The organism is Microbacterium sp. cf046 (assembly GCF_900114345.1).
Classification (GTDB): Bacteria; Actinomycetota; Actinomycetes; order Actinomycetales; family Microbacteriaceae; genus Microbacterium.
In genome coordinates this window covers 1,327,674-1,345,811 of sequence record NZ_FOZJ01000001.1, presented here as the reverse complement: position 1 = coordinate 1,345,811, position 18,138 = coordinate 1,327,674, and the positions used below count along the sequence as shown (strand labels likewise).

Here is an 18,138-nt window from a genome sequence, read left to right as displayed (position 1 = left end):
GCCAGGGCGGCGGACGCACCGCCGGTAGACTCGGTGCCCGTGGACCTTGCAGCGAACCCCCGCGAGGCCGCTCACGCCCCCCGGCTCGACGCGATCACCGGATTGCGGTGGTGGGCCGCCTTCGCCGTCTTCGGCTTCCACATGCTCGTCTTCGCCCCGCTCGTGCCGGCCGTGGACTCCGTGCTGCGCCTGGGCGATTACGGCGTCGCCTTCTTCTTCGTGCTCTCGGGATTCGTGCTCACCTGGTCCCTCAAGCCGGGAACGCTGAAGTCGACGTTCTACTGGCGACGGTTCGCGCGCATCTACCCGCTGCACTTCGTCACCCTGCTGCTCGCGATCCCGGTGTTCTACAGCTTCACGCCCGATCCCGCCGACTGGTGGGTGAAGCCGGTCAACATCGGCATCCTCGCGCTTTCGTTCGTGCTGCTGCAGGGCTGGTCGAGGGATCCCGTCATCCTGTTCTCGGGCAACCCCGCGGCGTGGACGCTCACCGTCGAGGCGTTCTTCTACGCACTGCATCCGTTCCTCGCCAAGGCGCTCACGCCGCTCTCGCGTCGCGGCGCACTCATAGCCGCCGGCGTCGTCGCCCTCGTCACGATCGGCATCCGGATCGACATCCTCCTGGATCCGAGCGGATGGGTGGCGTGGCTGCCCCTGCCGATCCTGCGCGTCAACGAGTTCATCCTCGGAATGTGCCTCGCATGGGCGTGCCGCCAGGGGTGGCGACTGCGGCTGCACCCGTTGGTCCCCACGCTGGCGATCGCCGCGGTGTGCGCCACGTTCGTGCTCACCGAGCACTACATGCCGGGAACACGGCTGTTCGCGATCGTGGCGACCGGGCTGCCGGCGGCGATGACGATCCTCTTCGGCGTGCTGATCGTCTCGACATCCACGCGCGAGATGGCCGGCTCCGCGCGATGGATGCGGTGGCGCCCGCTCGTGGCCCTCGGCGAGTGGTCGTTCGCGTTCTACCTGATCCACGCGACGGTGATCTACACGGCGCTTACGATCTTCGGCCTGCAGCCCGCGGGCTGGCAGAACCTGGGCTGGTTCGCCGTTCTCGCGGTGATCGCGATCGCGATGGCGGCCGCCCTGCACCTGTGGCTGGAACGTCCCGTGGAGTCCCGCCTCCGCGTGCGCGAGGTGGAGTGGCGTCGTCGGCGCGAGGCCAAGCGCGTCGCAGCGGCCGCGCCCGTCGTCAGTGCGCCCGGCGAAGCGACGCTATGACCCGCTCGGCCGCGTGGCCGTCGCCGTAGGGGGCCGCGTCCGTCGGTGACGGGGTGCGACCCACGGCCGCAGCGATGGCCGCGGCATCCGTCGCCAGGACGTTCCAGCCGAGGTCGACGGTCTCGACCCACTCGGTCTCCTCGCGCACCGTGATGCACGGCACCCGCAGCAGGAACGCCTCCTTCTGCAGGCCGCCCGAGTCGGTGATCACGCCCGCGCTGCCGGATACCGCCGCGATCAGGTCCGCATACGCGAGCGGCGCGTGCGCGATGAGCGAGCCGGCGGTGAGGGGGATGGATGCCGCCGCCGCGCGTGCCACGAGCCGCGGATGGGCCAGCAGCACGACGGGCTGGTCGAGGCCGGCGAGCGCGGCGATGATGGCGCGCAGGCGGTCGGGGTCGTCCGTGTTCTCGGCTCGGTGGACGGTGGCGACCCGATAGCGGCCCGGCTCGAGGCCGAGTTCCGCCGCGAGATCGCCTGTGTGCGCGGCGACGCCCTGCCGGACCTGCATCAGGACGTCGGTCATGACATCGCCCACCATCACCGCCCGGTCGGCGAGTCCCTCGGCCGCGAGGTGGCGCATCGCCGTCTCAGTCGGGGCGAGCAGGAGGTCGGATGCGTGGTCGGTGAGCACGCGGTTGTGCTCCTCGGGCATCCGGCGGTTGAACGAGCGGAGCCCCGCCTCGAGGTGCGCGACGGGGATGTGCATCTTCACCGCGCTCACGGCTGCGGCCAGCGTCGAGTTCGTGTCGCCGTAGACGAGCACCCAGTCGGGTCGCTGCGCGTCGATCACGCCGTCGAGAGCGGCGAGGATCGCCCCGGTCTGGACGCCGTGCGAACCGGATCCGACGCCGAGGTGGACGTCCGGCTCCGGGATGCCGAGCTCGTCGAAGAAGACATCGGACAGGAGCGGGTCGTAGTGCTGGCCGGTGTGGACGATCACGTGATCGACGCCGTCCGCCTTCGCGGCCTTCGCGATCGGGGCGAGCTTGACGAACTGGGGTCGTGCGCCGACCACGCTGAGCACCTTCACGGATACCGAGTCTAGGTGGGGGGGCGTCCGCCCGGACCGCCCTGTAGCGTGACAGCATGCGCAGCGGGCACCGGTCATGAGCGCCGCGCTCGGCGTCGACCTCGTGATCGCCGCGCACGACCCGGAGCGCCCGGTCCCTCGGGCTGCCGGCTCTGCCCTTGCCGGCTCGTCGGATCGGGTGCGAGTCACGGTCGTCGCGCACGACACGCCGGTCGACGGGATCGCGGCAGCCCTCGGCCCGCTCGTCGACCACCCTCGCCTGCGCATCCTGCTGCTGCACGACGGCATCCGCAGCCCGGCCGGCCCGTTCAACGCCGGGCTCGACGCCGCCACGGCACGCTTCACGTCCGTCATGGGCTCCGACGACGAGCTCGAGCCGGGGGCGCTGGATGCATGGCTGGACCTGGCGGAGACATCCGGCGCGGATGCCGTGATCCCGCGCCTGCGCCACGCGGGCGGGCGGGCGATCCCGACCCCGCCGGTGCGGGTGCCCCACCGGCGCAGATTGCTCCCGGTGGCGGACCGGCTCGCGTACCGCACCGCACCGCTCGGACTGGTCGATCGTTCCGCGCTCGGCTCGCTGCGGTTCACGCCCGGCCTGGCCAGCGGCGAGGACCTCGAGTACGGCGTCCGCGCCTGGTTCGCCGCACGGACCATCGCCTACGGCGGCGGCCTGCCTGCGTACATCGTGCACGGCGATGCCCGCTCCCGTGCGACGCTCGCGACCCGTCCGGTTGCGGATGACCTCGCCGCGGTGAACCTGCTGATCGGCGGGGAGTGGTTCGCCGGGCTGAACGCGGACGCGAGGCGCGCGATCGTGATCAAGACAATCCGCATCCACGTGTTCGGCGCCGTCGCCAATCGGCGGGATCCTGCGGAGTGGACTCCGGAGGATCACGCAGCCCTGGCACGCACGGTCGAGGAGCTGCGGCGCGGCGCGCCGAGCGCAGAGCAGTCCTTGTCGATCATCGACCGCCGGCTGCTCGACGCGTGCGCCGACCGCGGTTCGGCGCCGGCGACGCTCATCTCGCTGGCGCAACGGCGCCTGCGCCGGGCCGCTCCCGGCAACCTCGTGCCGCGGCATCCGCTCGCCCTGCTCGATCGGGAGGGGCCGCTGCGCTTCGCCGCAGCGTCTGCGGCGATGCTGCGCTGATCAGTCAGAAAACAGGAAGCGCTGCTCGAGCACGCGACGCGACGCGGCGCCGTCGTGGACGGCGCGGACGAACGCGGGGCCGCGTGCCGCGTACGCGCGCCACGACATGCGGTCCTCCAGGATGCCGCGCAGCGCGGTCTCGAGCGACGCGATGGTCGCCTGGGCGATCGGCAGATCTTGACCGGTCTCGGCGCACACGGCCTCACGCGCCTGTTCGCTGACGTGCGAGACCACCAGGCGGCCGGCGGCCATGGCCTCGCAGGCCGCGACCCCGTAGTCGCCGAGCCGGAACTGATCCACGACGATGTCGGCGCCCGCGAATATCGCCGGCATCTCAGCGTGGCCGACGCCCGAGACCGAGACGTACTCGATCACTCCGTCGGCGTGCAGCCGCTCCAGGACGGGGGTGATCTCGGCGGTGCCCTTCACCAGCGGATTGGAGGGCACGTGCACCACACGAGGGCGGTCTCGTTCGAGGACCGGTGCCGTGGTCGCCCACGCCTCGGGGTCGATCACGACGGGAAGCAGGTGCGCCGTGGGGACATCCAGCAGCAGCCCCGGAGTGGAGACGAATGTGGGTGCGGCGAGCTCGGCGAGGACATCGAGGTTTCCCTGCACGACAGCCTCGAGCTGGGCCACCGGCACCCAGTCGTCGTTGTGGAACGGCGACCACTCGTCGGCGGCCGCGTGGCGCGACGGCAGACGCGCGTCGGATCCGTGGCAGATCATCCCGATGCGAACCCCGCCGTCGCGGATGGCGCGCGCCTGGGCAAGCACGTCCCCACCGAGCATGCTGCCCAGCGGCTTCATCTCGGCCTCGATCAGCATGTGGGTGAACCCGGTCCGCAGCGCCTCGAGCTGGTTGCGCTGCCAGCGGTGCGAGTGCCCGGCGATGCGACCCGGCACCGGGTAGTCGGCGGGGTAGCCGAACGGATTGATCGAGTCGTACACCATGTTCATCGCCGCGACATCCGGGTTCGCCTCCACGGCGCGCGCCCAGCGGAAACCCTGTCCGGCATAGTTGGCAGGGGCGATCATCAGGCGCACGCGGGCGTCGCGCAGCCTCGGCGGAGGCGGAACCCGCTCGCCGCGCGCGGTGGCGATCGCGATCGACAGCGGGTCCTGCACCCACGGGGGCAGGCGGCGCCAGGCGTCGAGGGTCGAAGGCGTCACGAGAGGATCCACCGATCGAGCATGATGCGCGCGCTGAGCCCGCCGTCGTGCACCTCGGCGACGAACGCCCGTCCGCGTTCGGCGATGGTCGCGCGAAGGCCGGGGTCGGCGGCGAGTCCGCGCAGCACGTCGTCGAGGCTGTCGGGGTCGGCCTCGACGATCGGCAGCTCCAGTCCGCTCACCTGCGCCACCGCGTCGCGCACCGCGGGCACGACGTGCCCGACGACGACGCAGCCGGCCGCCATCGCCTCGCACGCCGCGACCCCGTAGGAGCCGAGGCGGAACTGGTCGAGCACGATGTCGGCTTCCGCGTAGACCGCGGGCATGTCGGCGGACGGCACGCCTGAGACGCGACGGTAGCGGATCACTCCCGCCTCGGCGAGCCGTTCCACGACGGGCTCGATGAGCGGTGTGCCTTTGATCTGCGACTTGCTCGGCGCGTGCGCGACGCTGACCTGGGATGCCGGGCCGGTCTCACGCACGGCGGCCCACCGTGCCGGATCGACCACGACGGGGCACCACAGCCCGTATGGCACGTCGGCGAGCAGGTCGGGTGTCGAGACGAAGACCGGTCGTCCTGCGGCGTCCAGCAGGGCCCTGTTGCGTGCGGCATCCCGCTCGAGCTTGTCGTTCGACGCGCTGCGCTCGCCGAACGGCGACCACGGAGTGAAGTCGAGGTGGCGGCTGGGAAGGCGGATGTCCGAGCCGTGGCACATGAAGGCCGTCGACACGCCGCGCGCCGCGAGCACCTCCAGCTCCGTCGCCACGTCGCGGGAGAAGAGCCGTCCGAAGAACGGCCGCTCGGCCTCGAAGAGCGCATGCGTGAAGCGCCCGACGGCCTCGAGCTCGGCGCGCTGCCAGAGCTCCGACGAGGTGTAGACGGGGACCGGCACGACGGTGTCCGCCTCGAAGGAGAACCCTCCGGGCACATCGACCGCCATGTTCCGCGCGCCGACGTCGTCGGGCGCCGCGTCGAGGGCGCGAGCCCACGCCCAGCCCTGAGCCGCGTAGTTCGTGGGTGCGATGTACACGCGGAGCGATGCGTCGGGAACAGAGGTCGGTGGTGGGATGTCCGCATCGTCGAACGATCCGAGCGACCGGGCCGCGAGCCGCCCGAAGAACCCGTCCGGCGAGTCGGCGATGTGATCGATCCCGCGATTGACGAACCCGGGCAGTCGGTCGCGATGCCGGAGCACGGCATCGACCACAGACCGCATGGACTGCGTGACGCGGCTGCCGATCCCCATGGTGTTCCTATTGTCCCATCCGCAGCGGCGCGGCTCAGGCGGGCGTGCGCAGGCGGAGCACGCGGCGCAGCGGCGCGTCGGTCCCCAGCGCGCGCAGGGGGTTGCGGGTGAGCACGCGGTCGATCGTGCCGGCCCGGCGCGCCCTGGCGACGGACGCGTCGAGCGACGCAGCCGTGGGCTGCAGCGCGGCATCCGCGATCCACCGCTCGGAGCGCCCCAGCGAGCGCCGCGCGCGCGGAGCGAGCGCCTCCAGCCACGCGGTGACCTCAGCCAGGGCGGCGAGCGCCTCGGGCGACCACGGCGCGTCGGCGCGGACGATGACCGCGGGGACCACATTCATCCGCCAGAGCTTGATCGCGATCGCCCGGCGCCGACGGCTGCTCAGGCGATGCAGCCACTCACGCCTCGCAAGGAGGCGGAGCGCCTCGAGTTCGGCATCCAGGGAGCGGGCCTCGAGCGTGATGCGCTGGGGCGCATCCGCTCCGATCACGTAGGCACCCAGACCCACGCCGACATCGATCCTGCCGTCGAGGGCAGCCAGCTCGAGGCCCCACTCGATGTCCTCGCCTGTCGCGAGCCCCGGCGTCAGCGCCGGCCTGTCGGGCGGCAGCAGATCACGGCGGATGAGGCCGAGCGGTGCGGCCCGGTACGCCAGGCGGTCGCGGACGAGGTCGAGGTCGCCGTGGCGCCCCCGGCGGGTCAGCGGATCGCGCCAGACGGCGCCGTCCTGATTGCGCAGCGCCGCGATCAGATAGTCCGATCCGCGCGCGCGGAGATGCGCGATCCACTCCCCCATCGCTCCCGGCTCCAGGAAGTCGTCGGAGCCCATCACGCCCACGTACACGGCGGTCGCGAGTCCGAGCCCGTGGTTGAACGGACCGGCGGGCGATCGCACGCCGTCGTCGAACCGCACGACGCGAAGCCGGGGATCCTCCGAGAGCACGCCCAGCTCGGGCGCGAGGAGATCGGGATCGATGCCGTGCGCGACGACGGTGACCCGCACGTCATCACCGCCCCCATCCAGCACAGAGGCGACGGCGCGACCGACGGCACGCTGCGGATCGTGCGCCGCGATCACCACATCGGCGAACGGCACCGGAGCGCCGGCGTTCACGCCGCGGACGTCCGGTACTCGGCGAGCCCGGCGAGCGCCACCTGCTCGCCGAACGCCGGCAGGGATCGCGCGAGCGCGTAGAACGTGTCGAGGCCCTGCACCCGGCCGTCGGCGAGATAGCAGATGCGGTCGTAGTCCTTCACGGTCGACAGCCGGTGGGCGACCGAGATGATCGTGAGCTGCCCCTGCAGGTCGCGGATCGCGCGCGACACGTCGTCCTCGGTCTTGGTGTCCAGGGAGCTCGTCGCCTCGTCGAGCACCAGGATCAGGGGGTCAGTGTAGAGGGCACGGGCGATGCCCATGCGCTGCTGCTGGCCTCCGGAGAGGGCACGCCCGCGCTCGCCGATGCGGGAGTGGATGCCGTGCTCGCGCTCGGCGACCATCGAGGTCAGCTGCGCCATCTCGATCGCACGCTCGACCCGTTCGACGTCGAAGTCGTGATCCCAGGTGAGTGCGACGTTCTGTGCGATCGAGCCGTCGAACAGGGCGACCCGCTGCGGTACGTAGCCGACCCGGTGGCGCCACGCGCGCAGCACGTCGGTCAGCGGCATCCCGTCGATCGAGATGAGGCCAGAGGTCGGCGTGCTCAGACCGAGGAGGATGTCGATCAGGGTCGACTTGCCCGCTCCGGACGGGCCCACGATGCCGAGCGATCCGCCGAACGGGATCTCCAGGTCCAGACCCTGGAGGGCCTCCGCCTGCGCGTCGGGGTAGCGGAACCGTACATCGCGCAGCGTCAGCGTCACGGGATGCTCGGGAAGGGGCGCGCGATCCGCGCCGATGTCCTTCTCGGCGATGTCGCGCTCGGCGTTGGTCATGTCGCCGATGACGTCGAGCGCGGAGGGGATGGTCGCGGATGCCTGGACGATCCCGCTCTGGATCCCGTTGATCGCGGGGATGAGGCGGAATCCGGTGACGGCGAACAGCGCGATCGACACGATCGCGGCCTCCGGGCCGGCGATGAGGTACGACCCCGCGCCGATGAGCAGGAACCCGCCGACGAGCGCGGCCTCGAACGCGTACTTGGGGATGATGCCGAGGAAGGACGAGTTCGCCCTGGCCCGGACCGCGCGCTTGCGCTCCTCAGTGACGACGCCCGCGACCTGGTCGAGCCGGTTGCGCAGGGTGATCTCCTTGAGCGCTTCGACCATCTCGGTCATGAAGATCGCCACACGGTAGCTCGCATCGCGGTTGACGCGGCCTGCCAGCAGAGCGCGTCGCGTCACGAAGTGGTTCACGACGAACGCGACGAGGCCGAGGTAGACGAATGCGATGACCGCGGTGAGCGGCTGGGCGACGACGAGGATCGCGAGGATGAGCGCGAAGGTCAGCACGTTCCCTGGAATCAGGGCGAGCGGCAGGATGAACCCCATGATCGTGTTGGCGATGCCGCCGTCGGCGATCCGGGTGATCTCCGCGACGGTGCGCTTGGAGCGCTCCTCCCACGAGGAATGGATGTACGCGCGGAAGAGTCGCTGACCGATCTCCAGCTCGTACCGGGCGAACGTGCGCGTCGCGATCCAGTGCAGCAGGACCGACAGCACGCCCTTGATGATGATCAGGAGACACGCGACGAGCACGAGCCAGGGCGCGGTCGAGGCCGGAAAGGTCCCGATGATCGGCAGCGTGATCGGCGCACCGGTCACGATCGGAGTGATCACGAGGGCGAGGAGCGCCATCGCCCCGACGTCCAGGAGGGTCAGCGCGCTGGTGGAGACGATGTAGATGGCGAAGAAGCGTCGCGCCCCGGCCGGAAGGAGCGGGAGCAGGCGGCGCAGGGTCGACCAGAGGAGCTTCATCGAGGCCCGAGACTACCAGCCGGGGGTGCGGGATTCCTGGGTGCCGAGGCCCCGCCCCTGCGGGCGAGGGCGTCGATCGCGTCCTTCCACAGCTGCACCTGCGTGGCCGCGGACAGCTCTCGCGCACTCGCGTCGGCCGCCTTCTTCCAGCGCTCGACATCCGCGACGGTCAGTCCGTCGAGCACGGCTGCGAGGGCGGCCGGCTCGAACGACTCGGTGACCGCGCCGAGGCCGTAGCGCTGGACGTACTCGGCCATCTCCGGCGAGGGGCCGATGATCACCCCGAGGCGCGCCTGGACGTAGTCGAACAGCTTGTTCGGCAGGGCCCACCGGTTGTTGAAGTTGGTCGGCGCGAGCATGTGCACGCCCACGTCGTATCCCTGCAGAGTCTCGGAGAGCTGCGCGTACGGCACCGGATCGTTGACGCGCACGCGGCCGTCGGTCTCGGCGGCGAGTCCGCGCAGCACCTCGACGAAGGCCGGCTGGTTCGGGGTCAGATACAGGTCCAGCGTCGCGCCGGAGGTGGATGCGGCGACGCCCGCCACGAGATCCTCGAGCTTGCGATCGTGGAGCGCGGCGCCCGAGTGCACGAGCCGGATGGGGTCCCCGACCGGCCGCGGCTCGGCATCCACGTACGGCGCCGCGTTGGTCACCACGACCGGGCGGAAGCCGAAGTTGCGCTCGTACTCCCGCGCCAGTCCACCGCTGACCGTCGACCACGAGTCGGCGTGGGCGACGTATTCCGAGCACAGCCACTCGACGTAGGGGGTGATCTTGGCGCGCCATCCCTCCCAGTCCTCGTGCAGCAGCGGCGAGTACTCGTGCAGATCCGCATGCGTGCCGTACTTGGGGCGCAGCCGAAGGGCGAGCGGCACGGCCTCGACGTCGTCCGCGAGCACGATGTCGTAGGCGCCGCGCTTCAGGTGCTTTCTGACCCACTTCACCGACCACAGGCTCCAGTACGCGCGCTTGTACGCCTTGCGGGTGATCCGGCCGTCGTGGAGCACGTTGTGCAGCACGTCATCGGGAATCCGCACGTGGCGGGCGACTCCGTCCGGCGTCGGCCCGTAGCCGCAGGTCGTCACGGCGTAGTCGTCGCGGAACGCCTCGACCTGTTTGAGGACTCGGGCATCGCTCGCGATCGGCGAGAAGGAGAGGATCAGCAGTGACGGTTTCATGTGGTGGTGAGGAAGTCTTTCAGGACGCCGGCGGAGTATCGCCCGTCGTGGGCGGCACGAACGAACTCAGGACCGCGGGAGGCGATCTCACGGTACCGGTCGGGGTCGGCGACGATCTCCCGCAGCACCGCCCCGACGGTGTCGGGGGTCGCCTCGACGATCGGCACGGCGACGCCGATCGTCTCGGCGACGTGTGCGCGGACCCGTTCGGAGACGTGGGCCACGACGATCCGCCCGGCCGCCATGGCCTCGATCGCGGTCGTCGAATAGATGCCGAGCCGGAACTGCTCGAGCACGATGTCCACCCCGGCCAGCAGCGCGGGCATCTCGGCGGGTGGAATGCCCGTCGGCTGCTCGTACTGCACGACACCCTCGGCTTCCAGAGCGCGCATGGCCGGCTCGATCAGGGCGGTGCCCTTGATCACTTCGCTCGTCGGGATGTGCAGCGCCACCGGGGTGGGACCCGCCAGCACCGGCGCGTCGGTGTGCCAGCGCTGGGGGTCGACGACGTTGGGCAGCCAGGTGGCCTCGGGGTAGTCGATGAGGAGCTCGGGCGTGGCGATGAACACCGGTGCTCCGATCGCGCGCAGCGCTTCGGCATTCGCAGCCGCCTGCGACTCGAGAGCCGGCAGCAGCGGCCAGTCCTCGTCGCGGAAGGGGGACCACGGCTCCAGCGGTGCGTGCCGACTGGGAAGCCGCAGGTCGCTGCCGTGGGAGACGTACGCCACGCTCACCCCTGCGGCACGCAGCGCCCGAGCCTCGCGCACGATGTCGCCCCCGAAAGCGCCTCCGAGTATCGGCCGCTCGGCCTCGATCAGGGCGTGTGTGAACGAGCCGACGGCGCGCCGCTGCCCGCGCGCCCAGCGCGGGGAGACCGTGGCGACGTGTTCGGTGACCGTGAAGTCGCTCGCGAATCCGAACGCGCCCGGCCTCGTGATGACGAGGTTCCTGGCACCGACGCCAGGCAGCGTCTCGGCAGCGCGGGCCCAGAGCCTCCCCTGGGCGGCATAGTTCGCCGGCGCGATGAGGAGTCGCACCGGCTCAGCCGGCGCCACGATCGGGGGCGGGATGTCCGAGGCGCGGTACCCCATCGTCTGCGGGACGATGCGGACCTTGACCCACTCGGGCATCGCCAGCACGGCTCGTCCTGCGGCGGTCCGGAGCGATCGGACCGCGCGTCCCACTGCGCTCGATGAATCCATCGTCACGTCGCCCGCGCGGCGTCGATCACGGCGTCCGCGGCGTCGGCGGCTCGAGCTTCCGATGAGAACTCCGTCGCGACCCGCTCGGCACGCCGAGCGCGATCGTCCGCCGATGCCGGCGCCCCGAACAGGTCGACCATCGCATGCGCGACGGCATCCTCGTCGAAGGCGACCGCGACACCGAGTCCGGCATCGGCGATCACGGCGTTCGCGGGCCCGGGTCCCGCGAACAGCACCGGGGTTCCGGTCGCGGCGGCCGCGAAGATCTTGGTCGGAACCGCGAAGTCGTAGCCCTGGCCGGGACGCAGGCTCACGAGGCCGGCGCGCGCCGAGCGCAGGTGCGACGCGGCATCCGCTGCCGGCACGGCATCGATGAAGCGCACGGCGCCGGGGGCGACCTGATCGGCGAGGGCGCGCAGTTCGGCCCACGCGCTCCCCTGCCCGATGAACGCGATCGTCGCGTCGGGCAGAGCACGCCGCACGGACGGCATCGCGCGGATGAACACGTCCGCGCCCTGCCACTCGCTGGCGGTGCCCGCGTAGACACCCCACGCGGCGTCCTCGACGATCGGGCCCTGCGCGGTGAACACGTCGGTGTCGACCCCGTTCGGAACGACCTCGACCTGCGCGTGCGGCGCGAGCGCGAGCACACGATCAGCCACGCCGGCGCTCACCGCGATCACCGCGCGCGCCCCCCGCAGCGCACGCCGCTCGACCCATCGCACGAAGGCGATGACGATCCCGGGCGCACCCGTCGACGACGCGGCATCCGACCAGATGTCGGCGGCGTAGTACACGTACGGCGTGCGACGCAGGGCGCTCGCGAGTCTGACCGCGAAACCCGTGGTCGGCGGCGGCTCGACGACGACCACATCGCTCCGCCTCGCGAACAGCACCCGGAAGAACGCCGGGATGTCGAAGCTCGCATACGGCAGATAGCCCCGCAGATAGCCGGTCCGGTCGCGGAGCACGCGTGCGCGTCGCACGGTGACGCCGGCCGGCGCGGCCGGGACCTTCAGCCTCGCCGGCGGGGTGGAGGTCAGCACGGTCACCGGAATCGCCCTGCGCGCCAGCTCACCCACGAGGGCGCTGAGACGGAAAGATGCGGCCGCGGCCTCGGGTGAGAAGATCCGCGTGACGAGCAGGACCTTCATGTCAGAACGCGACCGAGTGACCCGTCGCGGCGGATTGGAGCGCACCCTCGACCACCTGGAGCGTGTGGAGCCCCTGCTCCATGGTGACGACCTCGCTCGGCAGCCCCAGGACGGCGTCGCGGAAGGCCTCGTGCTCGACACGCAGCGGTTCTCGCTTGGCGAAGGAGAAGCGGGTCACGTCGCCTTCGGACACGCCGCGGAACGTCGAGACCGATTCCCATTCGAGCGGGATGGTCCCATTCGCGTAGAACGTCAGGTCTCCGGTCGCCGTGTCGGCGATGTAGGTGCCGCGGTCGCCGGTCACGACGGTGACCCGCTCCTTCATCGGACTCAGCCAGTTGACCAGGTGATTGACGATGATGCCGTTCGCGAGCCGTCCGGAGACCGCGATCATGTCCTCGTGCTCGCGTCCGCTGCGGAAGCTCGTCTGCGCGAACACGCTGGCGTAGTCGCTCTGCGCCACCCAGGCGGTCAGGTCGATGTCGTGCGAGGCGAGGTCCTTCGCGACGCCGACGTCCGCGATGCGCAGCGGGAACGTGCTCTGGCGGCGCGTGGCGATCTGGTAGACCTCGCCGACATCGCCTGCTTCGAGGCGGCGCCGCAGCTCCTGCAGCGCGGGATTGAACCGCTCCACGTGGCCGACGGCGCCGACCAGCCCCTGCGAGGCGAAGGCGTCGGCCATCCGCCGTCCTGCCGCGGTGCTGTCGGCGATCGGCTTCTCGACGAGCGTGTGCACGCCCGCGGCGGCGAGCTTCAGCGCAGCATCCTCATGGAACCGCGTCGGCACCGCGACCACGGCGATGTCGATGCCCGATTCGATGAGCGCCTCGATGTCGGGAAGCACATCCAGGTCGCCGGCGACTCCGTGCGGGTCGCCTCCGGGATCGGCGATCGCGGTCAGTCGCACGCCGTCGATCTCGCGCAGCACACGAGCGTGGTGGCGGCCCATCATGCCGACGCCGAGGAGCCCCGCCCGCAGGATGGGCGCGTCGGCGGGACGCGCCGCGGAAGCCGGGATGACCATCAGGCACCCGCCCCGACGACGGCGTCGATCGCCGCGACGATGCGGTCGAGGTCAGCCTGTGTCAGCGACGGGTGGACGGGCAGCGACACGACCTCGCGCGCAGCGATTTCCGTCACCGGGAGGTCGAGTCCCGGAGCATACGGCGCGAGCGACGGAAGCCTGTGGTTCGGGATCGGGTAGTAGACGCCGCTGCCGACCTGGTGCTCGTCCTTCAGCGCTTTGACGAATCCGTCGCGGTCCTCCGCGACGCGGATCGTGTACTGGTGGTACACGTGCACGGCGCCGTCGGCGACGGGCGGAACGACGACCCCGCGAAGGTTCGCATCGAGGAACGCGGCATTCGACTGGCGGGCGGCGGTCCAGGCATCCACCTTCGTGAGCTGGACGCGTCCGATCGCGGCGTGGATGTCGGTCATGCGGGCGTTGAACCCGATGACCTCGTTCTCGTACTGCTTCTCCATGCCCTGGTTGCGCAGCAGGCGCACGCGACGCGCGACCGCGTCCTCGGCGAGCGTGACCATGCCGCCCTCACCGCTGGTCATGTTCTTGGTCGGATAGAGGCTGAACATCGCGAACGCGCCCCAGGTGCCGACGGGGCGGGAGTCGAGGGATGCGCCGTGGGCCTGGGCGGCGTCCTCGTACAGTGCGACGCCGTGCTTCTCCGCGATGGCCGAGAGCTCGCGCAGCCGCGCCGGGTGACCGTAGAGGTGCACCGGCAGGATGCCGCGGGTCTTGGCCGTGATGGCCGCCTCGACCGCGGCCGGGTCGAGCGAGAACGTCTCGGGCTCGATGTCGACGAAGACCGGGGTCGCGCCGGTGAGGGCGACCGAGTTGCCGGTCGCCGCGAAGGTGAACGACGGCACGATCACCTCGTCGCCGGGGCCGACGCCGGCGGCGAGCAGCCCGAGGTGCAGGCCGGCGGTGCCGGAGTTGACGGCCACAGTGGGACGACCGTCGACGAAGTGCTCGGCGAACTCGCGCTCGAATGCGGCGACCTCCGGGCCCTGAGCGACCATGCCGGTGCGCAGTACGCGGTCGACCGCCTCGCGCTCGTCGTCTCCGATGATCGGCTTGGCGGGCGGGATGAACTCCAACGTCACAGCGTGACCTCTCTCAGTTCGCCGTCGATTTCTTCGTAGACGTCCGAAGTGGCGGGGCAGTGCCAACGTCCGTCGCGTTCGACGAGGGGGTGTCCGGACCGGCCGACCCAGCCGATCCGGCGGGCAGGAACCCCGGCGACCAGGGCGAATCGGGGAACGTCCTTGACCACGACGGCGCCGGCGGCGACGGTCGCCCAGGCTCCGATCGTGACGGGGGCCACACACGTGGCACGGGCTCCGATGGAGGCTCCGGTCTCGATCGTGACACCGACCGGCTCCCAGTCATGGGCGCTCTTGAGCGAGCCGTCGGGGTTGATGGCCCGCGGATAGGTGTCGTTCGTGAGCACGACGGCGGGGCCGATGAAGACGCCGTCGCCCAGGCGCGCGGGCTCGTAGACCAGCGCGTAGTTCTGGACCTTGCAGTTGTCGCCCATCACCACGCCGGTGCCGATATACGCGCCGCGCCCGATCACGCAGTTGCGGCCCAGCACGGCGCCTTCGCGCACCTGGGCGAGGTGCCAGACCGACGACCCGTCGCCGATCGTGGCATCGGCGGACACGTCGGCGGATGCCGTGACGCGCACGGCAGGATGGTCACTCACGTTCGGGGGCTCCTCGCGACTCCGGCATCGGACCGCGGAGCGCACCGTCAAGTCTACCTGCCTCTGTCAGAATGGAACGATGAGCACCGAGAGCCCCGCGGGAGCGCCGACTCCCGACGAGGGGGCCTGGGTGGTCATCCCGCTGTACAACGAAGCGACCGTCATCGGCGACGTCGTGACGGGGCTGCGGCCCTATTTCGCCAACATCGTGTGCATCGACGACGGGTCCTCCGACGGCTCGGCCGAGGTCGCCCGCACGGCCGGCGCGACCGTGGTGTCGCACCCGGTGAACCTCGGCCAGGGGGCGGCGCTGCAGACCGGGATCGAGTACGCGCTCGAGCATCCCACCGCCGAGTACATCGTCACGTTCGATGCAGACGGTCAGCACAGGGTGCCGGATGCCGTCGGAATGGTCGCCGAGGCCCGTCACTCCGATCTCGCGATCGTCTTCGGCTCACGGTTCCTCGACGACCGGACGCGGCCGGGGTGGATGAAGCACGTGATCCTCAAGACCGCCGTGTGGGTCACGAATCAGACGACCGGACTGCGTCTGACCGATGCCCACAACGGACTGCGCGTCATCCGCCGCGACGCCGCCGGCCGGATCAGGCTCAAGCAGGATCGGATGGCGCATGCCACCGAGATCGTGCTCCAGCTGGGGCAGACCCGCCTGCCGTGGGCGGAGTATCCGGTGGAGCTGCTGTACACGGACTACTCGAAGGCGAAGGGGCAGAGCGTGCTGAACTCCGTCAACATCCTGGTCGACCTGGTGGTGCGCTGATGCTGATCCAGATCATCCTCATCGGCGCGATCGTGGTGATCGGCTTCCTCGTGATCCGCAACCCCGGCAGCGACAGCCACCTCGCCATCCGGCGACTCCTGCTGTTCGCGTTCGTCGTCGCCGCGGTGCTGTCCGTGCTGTTCCCGCAGTGGCTGTCGTGGGTGGCCTCGCTGATCGGCGTCGGCCGCGGCACCGACCTCGTGCTGTACGCCCTCGTCGTGGTGGTGCTCGTCGTGATCACGACCCAGTACCGCACGAACGTCGAGCAGAATCGGCGCATCACCCAGCTCGCGCGCCACGTCGCACTGCTGGAGGCCCGTGAGAGCGAGCGAGCCTCCGCGCAGGAGGGTGCGGCGACCGACGCGTCCGACACCGTCGTCCCGCCGGACCGCACGGACGCCCGCGGCTAATCGCAGGCGGTGATCCGCCAGAGCGACGCGTCGCCCTCGCGGTCGACCAGCTCGAAGCCCGGCCGGCCGTCGATATCGGTGAAGCCGGGGAGGACGTAGTGTCCGTATTCGCCGTCCCCGGGACCGAAGTCCAGGACGTATCGCGCGCCGATCGCATCCAGCGCGGGACAGACCAGCGGGTCGCTGGCGGCGTCGTTCAGGCTGCTCGCCAGCACGTCGTACGCCTCGGTTTGCGGCGGCTGCCAGGTCATCGGGTACACGGCGTGATCGCCGAGTGCGTATCCGAACGCCATGCCGGTCGAGGGGTTGCCGACGATCAGCTCGTCCGCAGGCACGCTCTCCGACAGTCGTTCGAGCAGGGCGCGCTCGTCGACGCTCAGATACGACGAGTCGTCGATCTGATACCACGTGACCCGGTCGATGACCCCGCTCCACACGTCACGCCACTGGATGACCGGAGCAACCGCGAGCGACACGACGCCGAATCCGGCGAGGATGCCGAGCGTCCAGGCCGCGGTGGCCGACCCGGTGCCGGGCGCCGCGCGACCGGTGCGCATGCGGGCTCCGGCCCATGCCGCGACTGACGCGGCGCCGATGCCGGCGAGCGGGATCACCACCAGCGGGAAGAGCGCCGCGATGCGGTACGGATCCTCGTAGAACGGGCGCAGGATCGCCCGCACCGTCGGGTTGCCGACCGCGACCACGACGAAGTACAGGCCGGCCACGACGGCCCACGCGGTGGCGAGCCATCGAAGCGAGGGTGTCCTGACGCTCGCGACCAGCCCGATGATCATCAGGATGCTCACGCCCCATGCGGCGGGATAGCCGAGCTGTCCGTTGACGGCGATGTCGATCAGCGATTGCACGCGCCCCCGCGAGGGCGGCCACACGTTGCTGACGAGCCGCCCCATCAGCACCCAGCCGCCGGCGAACGCCAGCGCCGCAACCACGGATGCCGAGGCCATCGCGATCCGCCGGCGTGAGGTGGCCGCGCGCCACGCGGAGATCACCCACCAGAGTCCGAACGACCCCGCGAGTATGCCCCACGCGATCAGGAGGGAGGGCTGGGAGAGTGCGATCGCGACCGGACCGACGAGGATCAGAAGGGCGCCCCAGACGGCGTCGCGCGCGGTGCGCCCCGACCCGGCGAGCCGGGCGGGCAGATCGACCACGAGCGCGACGGATGCCGGGATCAGCGCGATCGCCAGCATCGACGGGTACAGAACGCCCCACTGGATCATGAGCAGGGGGAACGCCGCGAGCGCCGCGGACAGCGCTGCCGCGCTCGCCGCGGCCAGGCTGTTGCCGCGGGTCGCGACGAGCGTGAGCCAGGCGATCCCGGTCGTCCAGACCAGCCCGCCGACCACCAGACTCATCGCGTTGGCGACGATCTCGACATCCGCGCCCGTCGACATCGCCACGAGCGACGCGGGGGCGTGCCACGCGGCCGGGTAGAAGTTCGATACGCCCAGCATCCCGCTGATGTCGAATGACGACGCCGAGCCGGACTGCAGGATGTACCTGAGCGCGTTGAGATGGAACACCGCGTCGTTGGTCTGCGACACGTTCTGCGGGACCCCGATGTACAGCGCCAGCCGAAGCGTCGCCAGCACCGTCCCGATCGTCACGCCCACCGGGACGAGCCATCGCGGCCCCGTCGATTCAGCCTGCGGCGGCGGCGACGGGCGCAGCAGGCGACGGATGATCCACACGACGAGTGCGATCACGATCGCAGCGGCGGCGGCCGACCACGGGGACCAGGGGATGCGGGCCATGCCGAACACCAGTGCGGTGACGGCGAGGACGGCGGTGCTCGCGACGGGCGCGAAGGCGAGCAGCGCGAGACCCCGCATCCGGGCGGCGACCCCGAAGGCGACGCCGGGCAGGAGGATCCACGCAGCCGCGGCCAGGACGGCGCCCGACGCCGCGAGCCACTCCATC

16 protein-coding genes are annotated in these 18,138 nt (G+C 70.9%); 4 read left to right on the top strand and 12 right to left on the bottom strand.

Annotated features, from left to right (window positions below):
* Positions 1-39: 39 nt before the first annotated feature.
* Positions 40-1,227 (top strand): acyltransferase family protein, encoded by a 1,188-nt coding sequence (locus tag BM349_RS06080; protein ID WP_091704472.1) that lies wholly within the window; start codon positions 40-42, stop codon positions 1,225-1,227.
* Here BM349_RS06080 and wecB read toward each other — a convergent pair.
* On the bottom strand, positions 1,199-2,260 hold the full coding sequence (gene wecB / locus BM349_RS06075) for a non-hydrolyzing UDP-N-acetylglucosamine 2-epimerase (RefSeq protein ID WP_091704469.1): 1,062 nt from the start codon (positions 2,258-2,260) through the stop codon (positions 1,199-1,201). The two genes, BM349_RS06080 and wecB, sit on opposite strands and share 29 nt — an antisense overlap.
* 76 nt (positions 2,261-2,336) lie before the next feature.
* Here wecB and BM349_RS06070 point away from each other — a divergent pair, with 76 nt between their 5' ends.
* Positions 2,337-3,413, top strand: a complete 1,077-nt coding sequence (locus BM349_RS06070; protein WP_091704466.1) for a glycosyltransferase family A protein — start codon at positions 2,337-2,339, stop codon at positions 3,411-3,413.
* Here BM349_RS06070 and BM349_RS06065 read toward each other — a convergent pair whose 3' ends face one another.
* The 10 genes from BM349_RS06065 to BM349_RS06020 form a co-directional block, all read right to left on the bottom strand.
* The gene (locus BM349_RS06065; protein WP_091704463.1) at positions 3,414-4,598 is read right to left on the bottom strand and encodes a glycosyltransferase; all 1,185 of its coding nucleotides are present in this window, start codon (positions 4,596-4,598) and stop codon (positions 3,414-3,416) included.
* Positions 4,583-5,833: a glycosyltransferase family protein gene (locus tag BM349_RS06060; RefSeq protein ID WP_091704458.1), complete on the bottom strand. Its 1,251-nt coding sequence runs from the start codon at positions 5,831-5,833 to the stop codon at positions 4,583-4,585. The genes BM349_RS06065 and BM349_RS06060 overlap by 16 nt, the downstream gene beginning before the upstream one ends.
* Positions 5,834-5,867: 34 nt before the next feature.
* Positions 5,868-6,947: a glycosyltransferase gene (locus tag BM349_RS06055; protein ID WP_175525197.1), complete on the bottom strand. Its 1,080-nt coding sequence runs from the start codon at positions 6,945-6,947 to the stop codon at positions 5,868-5,870.
* Entirely contained in the window at positions 6,944-8,746 is a 1,803-nt protein-coding gene (locus tag BM349_RS06050) for an ABC transporter ATP-binding protein (protein ID WP_091704450.1), read from the bottom strand. The genes BM349_RS06055 and BM349_RS06050 overlap by 4 nt, the downstream gene beginning before the upstream one ends.
* Positions 8,743-9,924, bottom strand: a complete 1,182-nt coding sequence (locus tag BM349_RS06045) for a glycosyltransferase (protein WP_091704447.1) — start codon at positions 9,922-9,924, stop codon at positions 8,743-8,745. The genes BM349_RS06050 and BM349_RS06045 overlap by 4 nt, the downstream gene beginning before the upstream one ends.
* Entirely contained in the window at positions 9,921-11,063 is a 1,143-nt protein-coding gene (locus tag BM349_RS06040) for a glycosyltransferase family protein (RefSeq protein ID WP_139230889.1), read from the bottom strand. Before BM349_RS06040 ends, BM349_RS06045 begins: the two co-directional genes overlap by 4 nt.
* Positions 11,064-11,128: 65 nt before the next feature.
* Positions 11,129-12,280: a glycosyltransferase family 4 protein gene (locus BM349_RS06035; protein WP_091704440.1), complete on the bottom strand. Its 1,152-nt coding sequence runs from the start codon at positions 12,278-12,280 to the stop codon at positions 11,129-11,131.
* 1 nt (position 12,281) lies between these two features.
* The gene (locus tag BM349_RS06030) at positions 12,282-13,304 is read right to left on the bottom strand and encodes a Gfo/Idh/MocA family protein (protein WP_091704436.1); all 1,023 of its coding nucleotides are present in this window, start codon (positions 13,302-13,304) and stop codon (positions 12,282-12,284) included.
* Entirely contained in the window at positions 13,304-14,404 is a 1,101-nt protein-coding gene (locus tag BM349_RS06025) for a DegT/DnrJ/EryC1/StrS family aminotransferase (protein ID WP_091704433.1), read from the bottom strand. The genes BM349_RS06030 and BM349_RS06025 overlap by 1 nt, the downstream gene beginning before the upstream one ends.
* Positions 14,401-15,006 carry an acyltransferase gene (locus BM349_RS06020; protein ID WP_254773748.1) on the bottom strand — a complete coding sequence of 202 codons (606 nt, stop codon included), beginning with the start codon at positions 15,004-15,006 and terminating at the stop codon, positions 14,401-14,403. Before BM349_RS06020 ends, BM349_RS06025 begins: the two co-directional genes overlap by 4 nt.
* Positions 15,007-15,085: 79 nt before the next feature.
* Between BM349_RS06020 and BM349_RS06015 the strand changes: the two genes are divergently transcribed.
* Together BM349_RS06015 and BM349_RS06010 are read left to right on the top strand one after the other, a co-directional pair.
* On the top strand, positions 15,086-15,787 hold the full coding sequence (locus tag BM349_RS06015; protein ID WP_091704427.1) for a glycosyltransferase family 2 protein: 702 nt from the start codon (positions 15,086-15,088) through the stop codon (positions 15,785-15,787).
* Complete coding sequence (locus BM349_RS06010) at positions 15,787-16,197, top strand: DUF2304 domain-containing protein (protein WP_091704424.1); 411 nt, start codon at positions 15,787-15,789, stop codon at positions 16,195-16,197. The genes BM349_RS06015 and BM349_RS06010 overlap by 1 nt, the downstream gene beginning before the upstream one ends.
* On the opposite strand, the gene BM349_RS06005 is transcribed toward BM349_RS06010, so the two are convergent.
* Positions 16,194-18,137: a DUF6541 family protein gene (locus BM349_RS06005; RefSeq protein WP_091704420.1), complete on the bottom strand. Its 1,944-nt coding sequence runs from the start codon at positions 18,135-18,137 to the stop codon at positions 16,194-16,196. The genes BM349_RS06010 and BM349_RS06005 overlap by 4 nt on opposite strands.
* Position 18,138: the final 1 nt, after the last annotated feature.

Excerpts from the sequence above, each read along its gene's own strand:
- BM349_RS06070 (WP_091704466.1), top strand. The coding sequence starts at position 2,337 with ATGAGCGCCGCGCTCGGCGTCGACCTCGTGATCGCCGCGCACGACCCG.
- BM349_RS06060 (WP_091704458.1), bottom strand. The coding sequence starts at position 5,833 with ATGGGGATCGGCAGCCGCGTCACGCAGTCCATGCGGTCTGTGGTCGAT.
- BM349_RS06050 (WP_091704450.1), bottom strand. The coding sequence starts at position 8,746 with ATGAAGCTCCTCTGGTCGACCCTGCGCCGCCTGCTCCCGCTCCTTCCG.
- BM349_RS06045 (WP_091704447.1), bottom strand. The coding sequence starts at position 9,924 with ATGAAACCGTCACTGCTGATCCTCTCCTTCTCGCCGATCGCGAGCGAT.
- BM349_RS06035 (WP_091704440.1), bottom strand. The coding sequence starts at position 12,280 with ATGAAGGTCCTGCTCGTCACGCGGATCTTCTCACCCGAGGCCGCGGCC.
- BM349_RS06030 (WP_091704436.1), bottom strand. The coding sequence starts at position 13,304 with ATGGTCATCCCGGCTTCCGCGGCGCGTCCCGCCGACGCGCCCATCCTG.
- BM349_RS06015 (WP_091704427.1), top strand. The coding sequence starts at position 15,086 with ATGAGCACCGAGAGCCCCGCGGGAGCGCCGACTCCCGACGAGGGGGCC.
- BM349_RS06010 (WP_091704424.1), top strand. The coding sequence starts at position 15,787 with ATGCTGATCCAGATCATCCTCATCGGCGCGATCGTGGTGATCGGCTTC.
- BM349_RS06005 (WP_091704420.1), bottom strand. The coding sequence starts at position 18,137 with ATGGAGTGGCTCGCGGCGTCGGGCGCCGTCCTGGCCGCGGCTGCGTGG.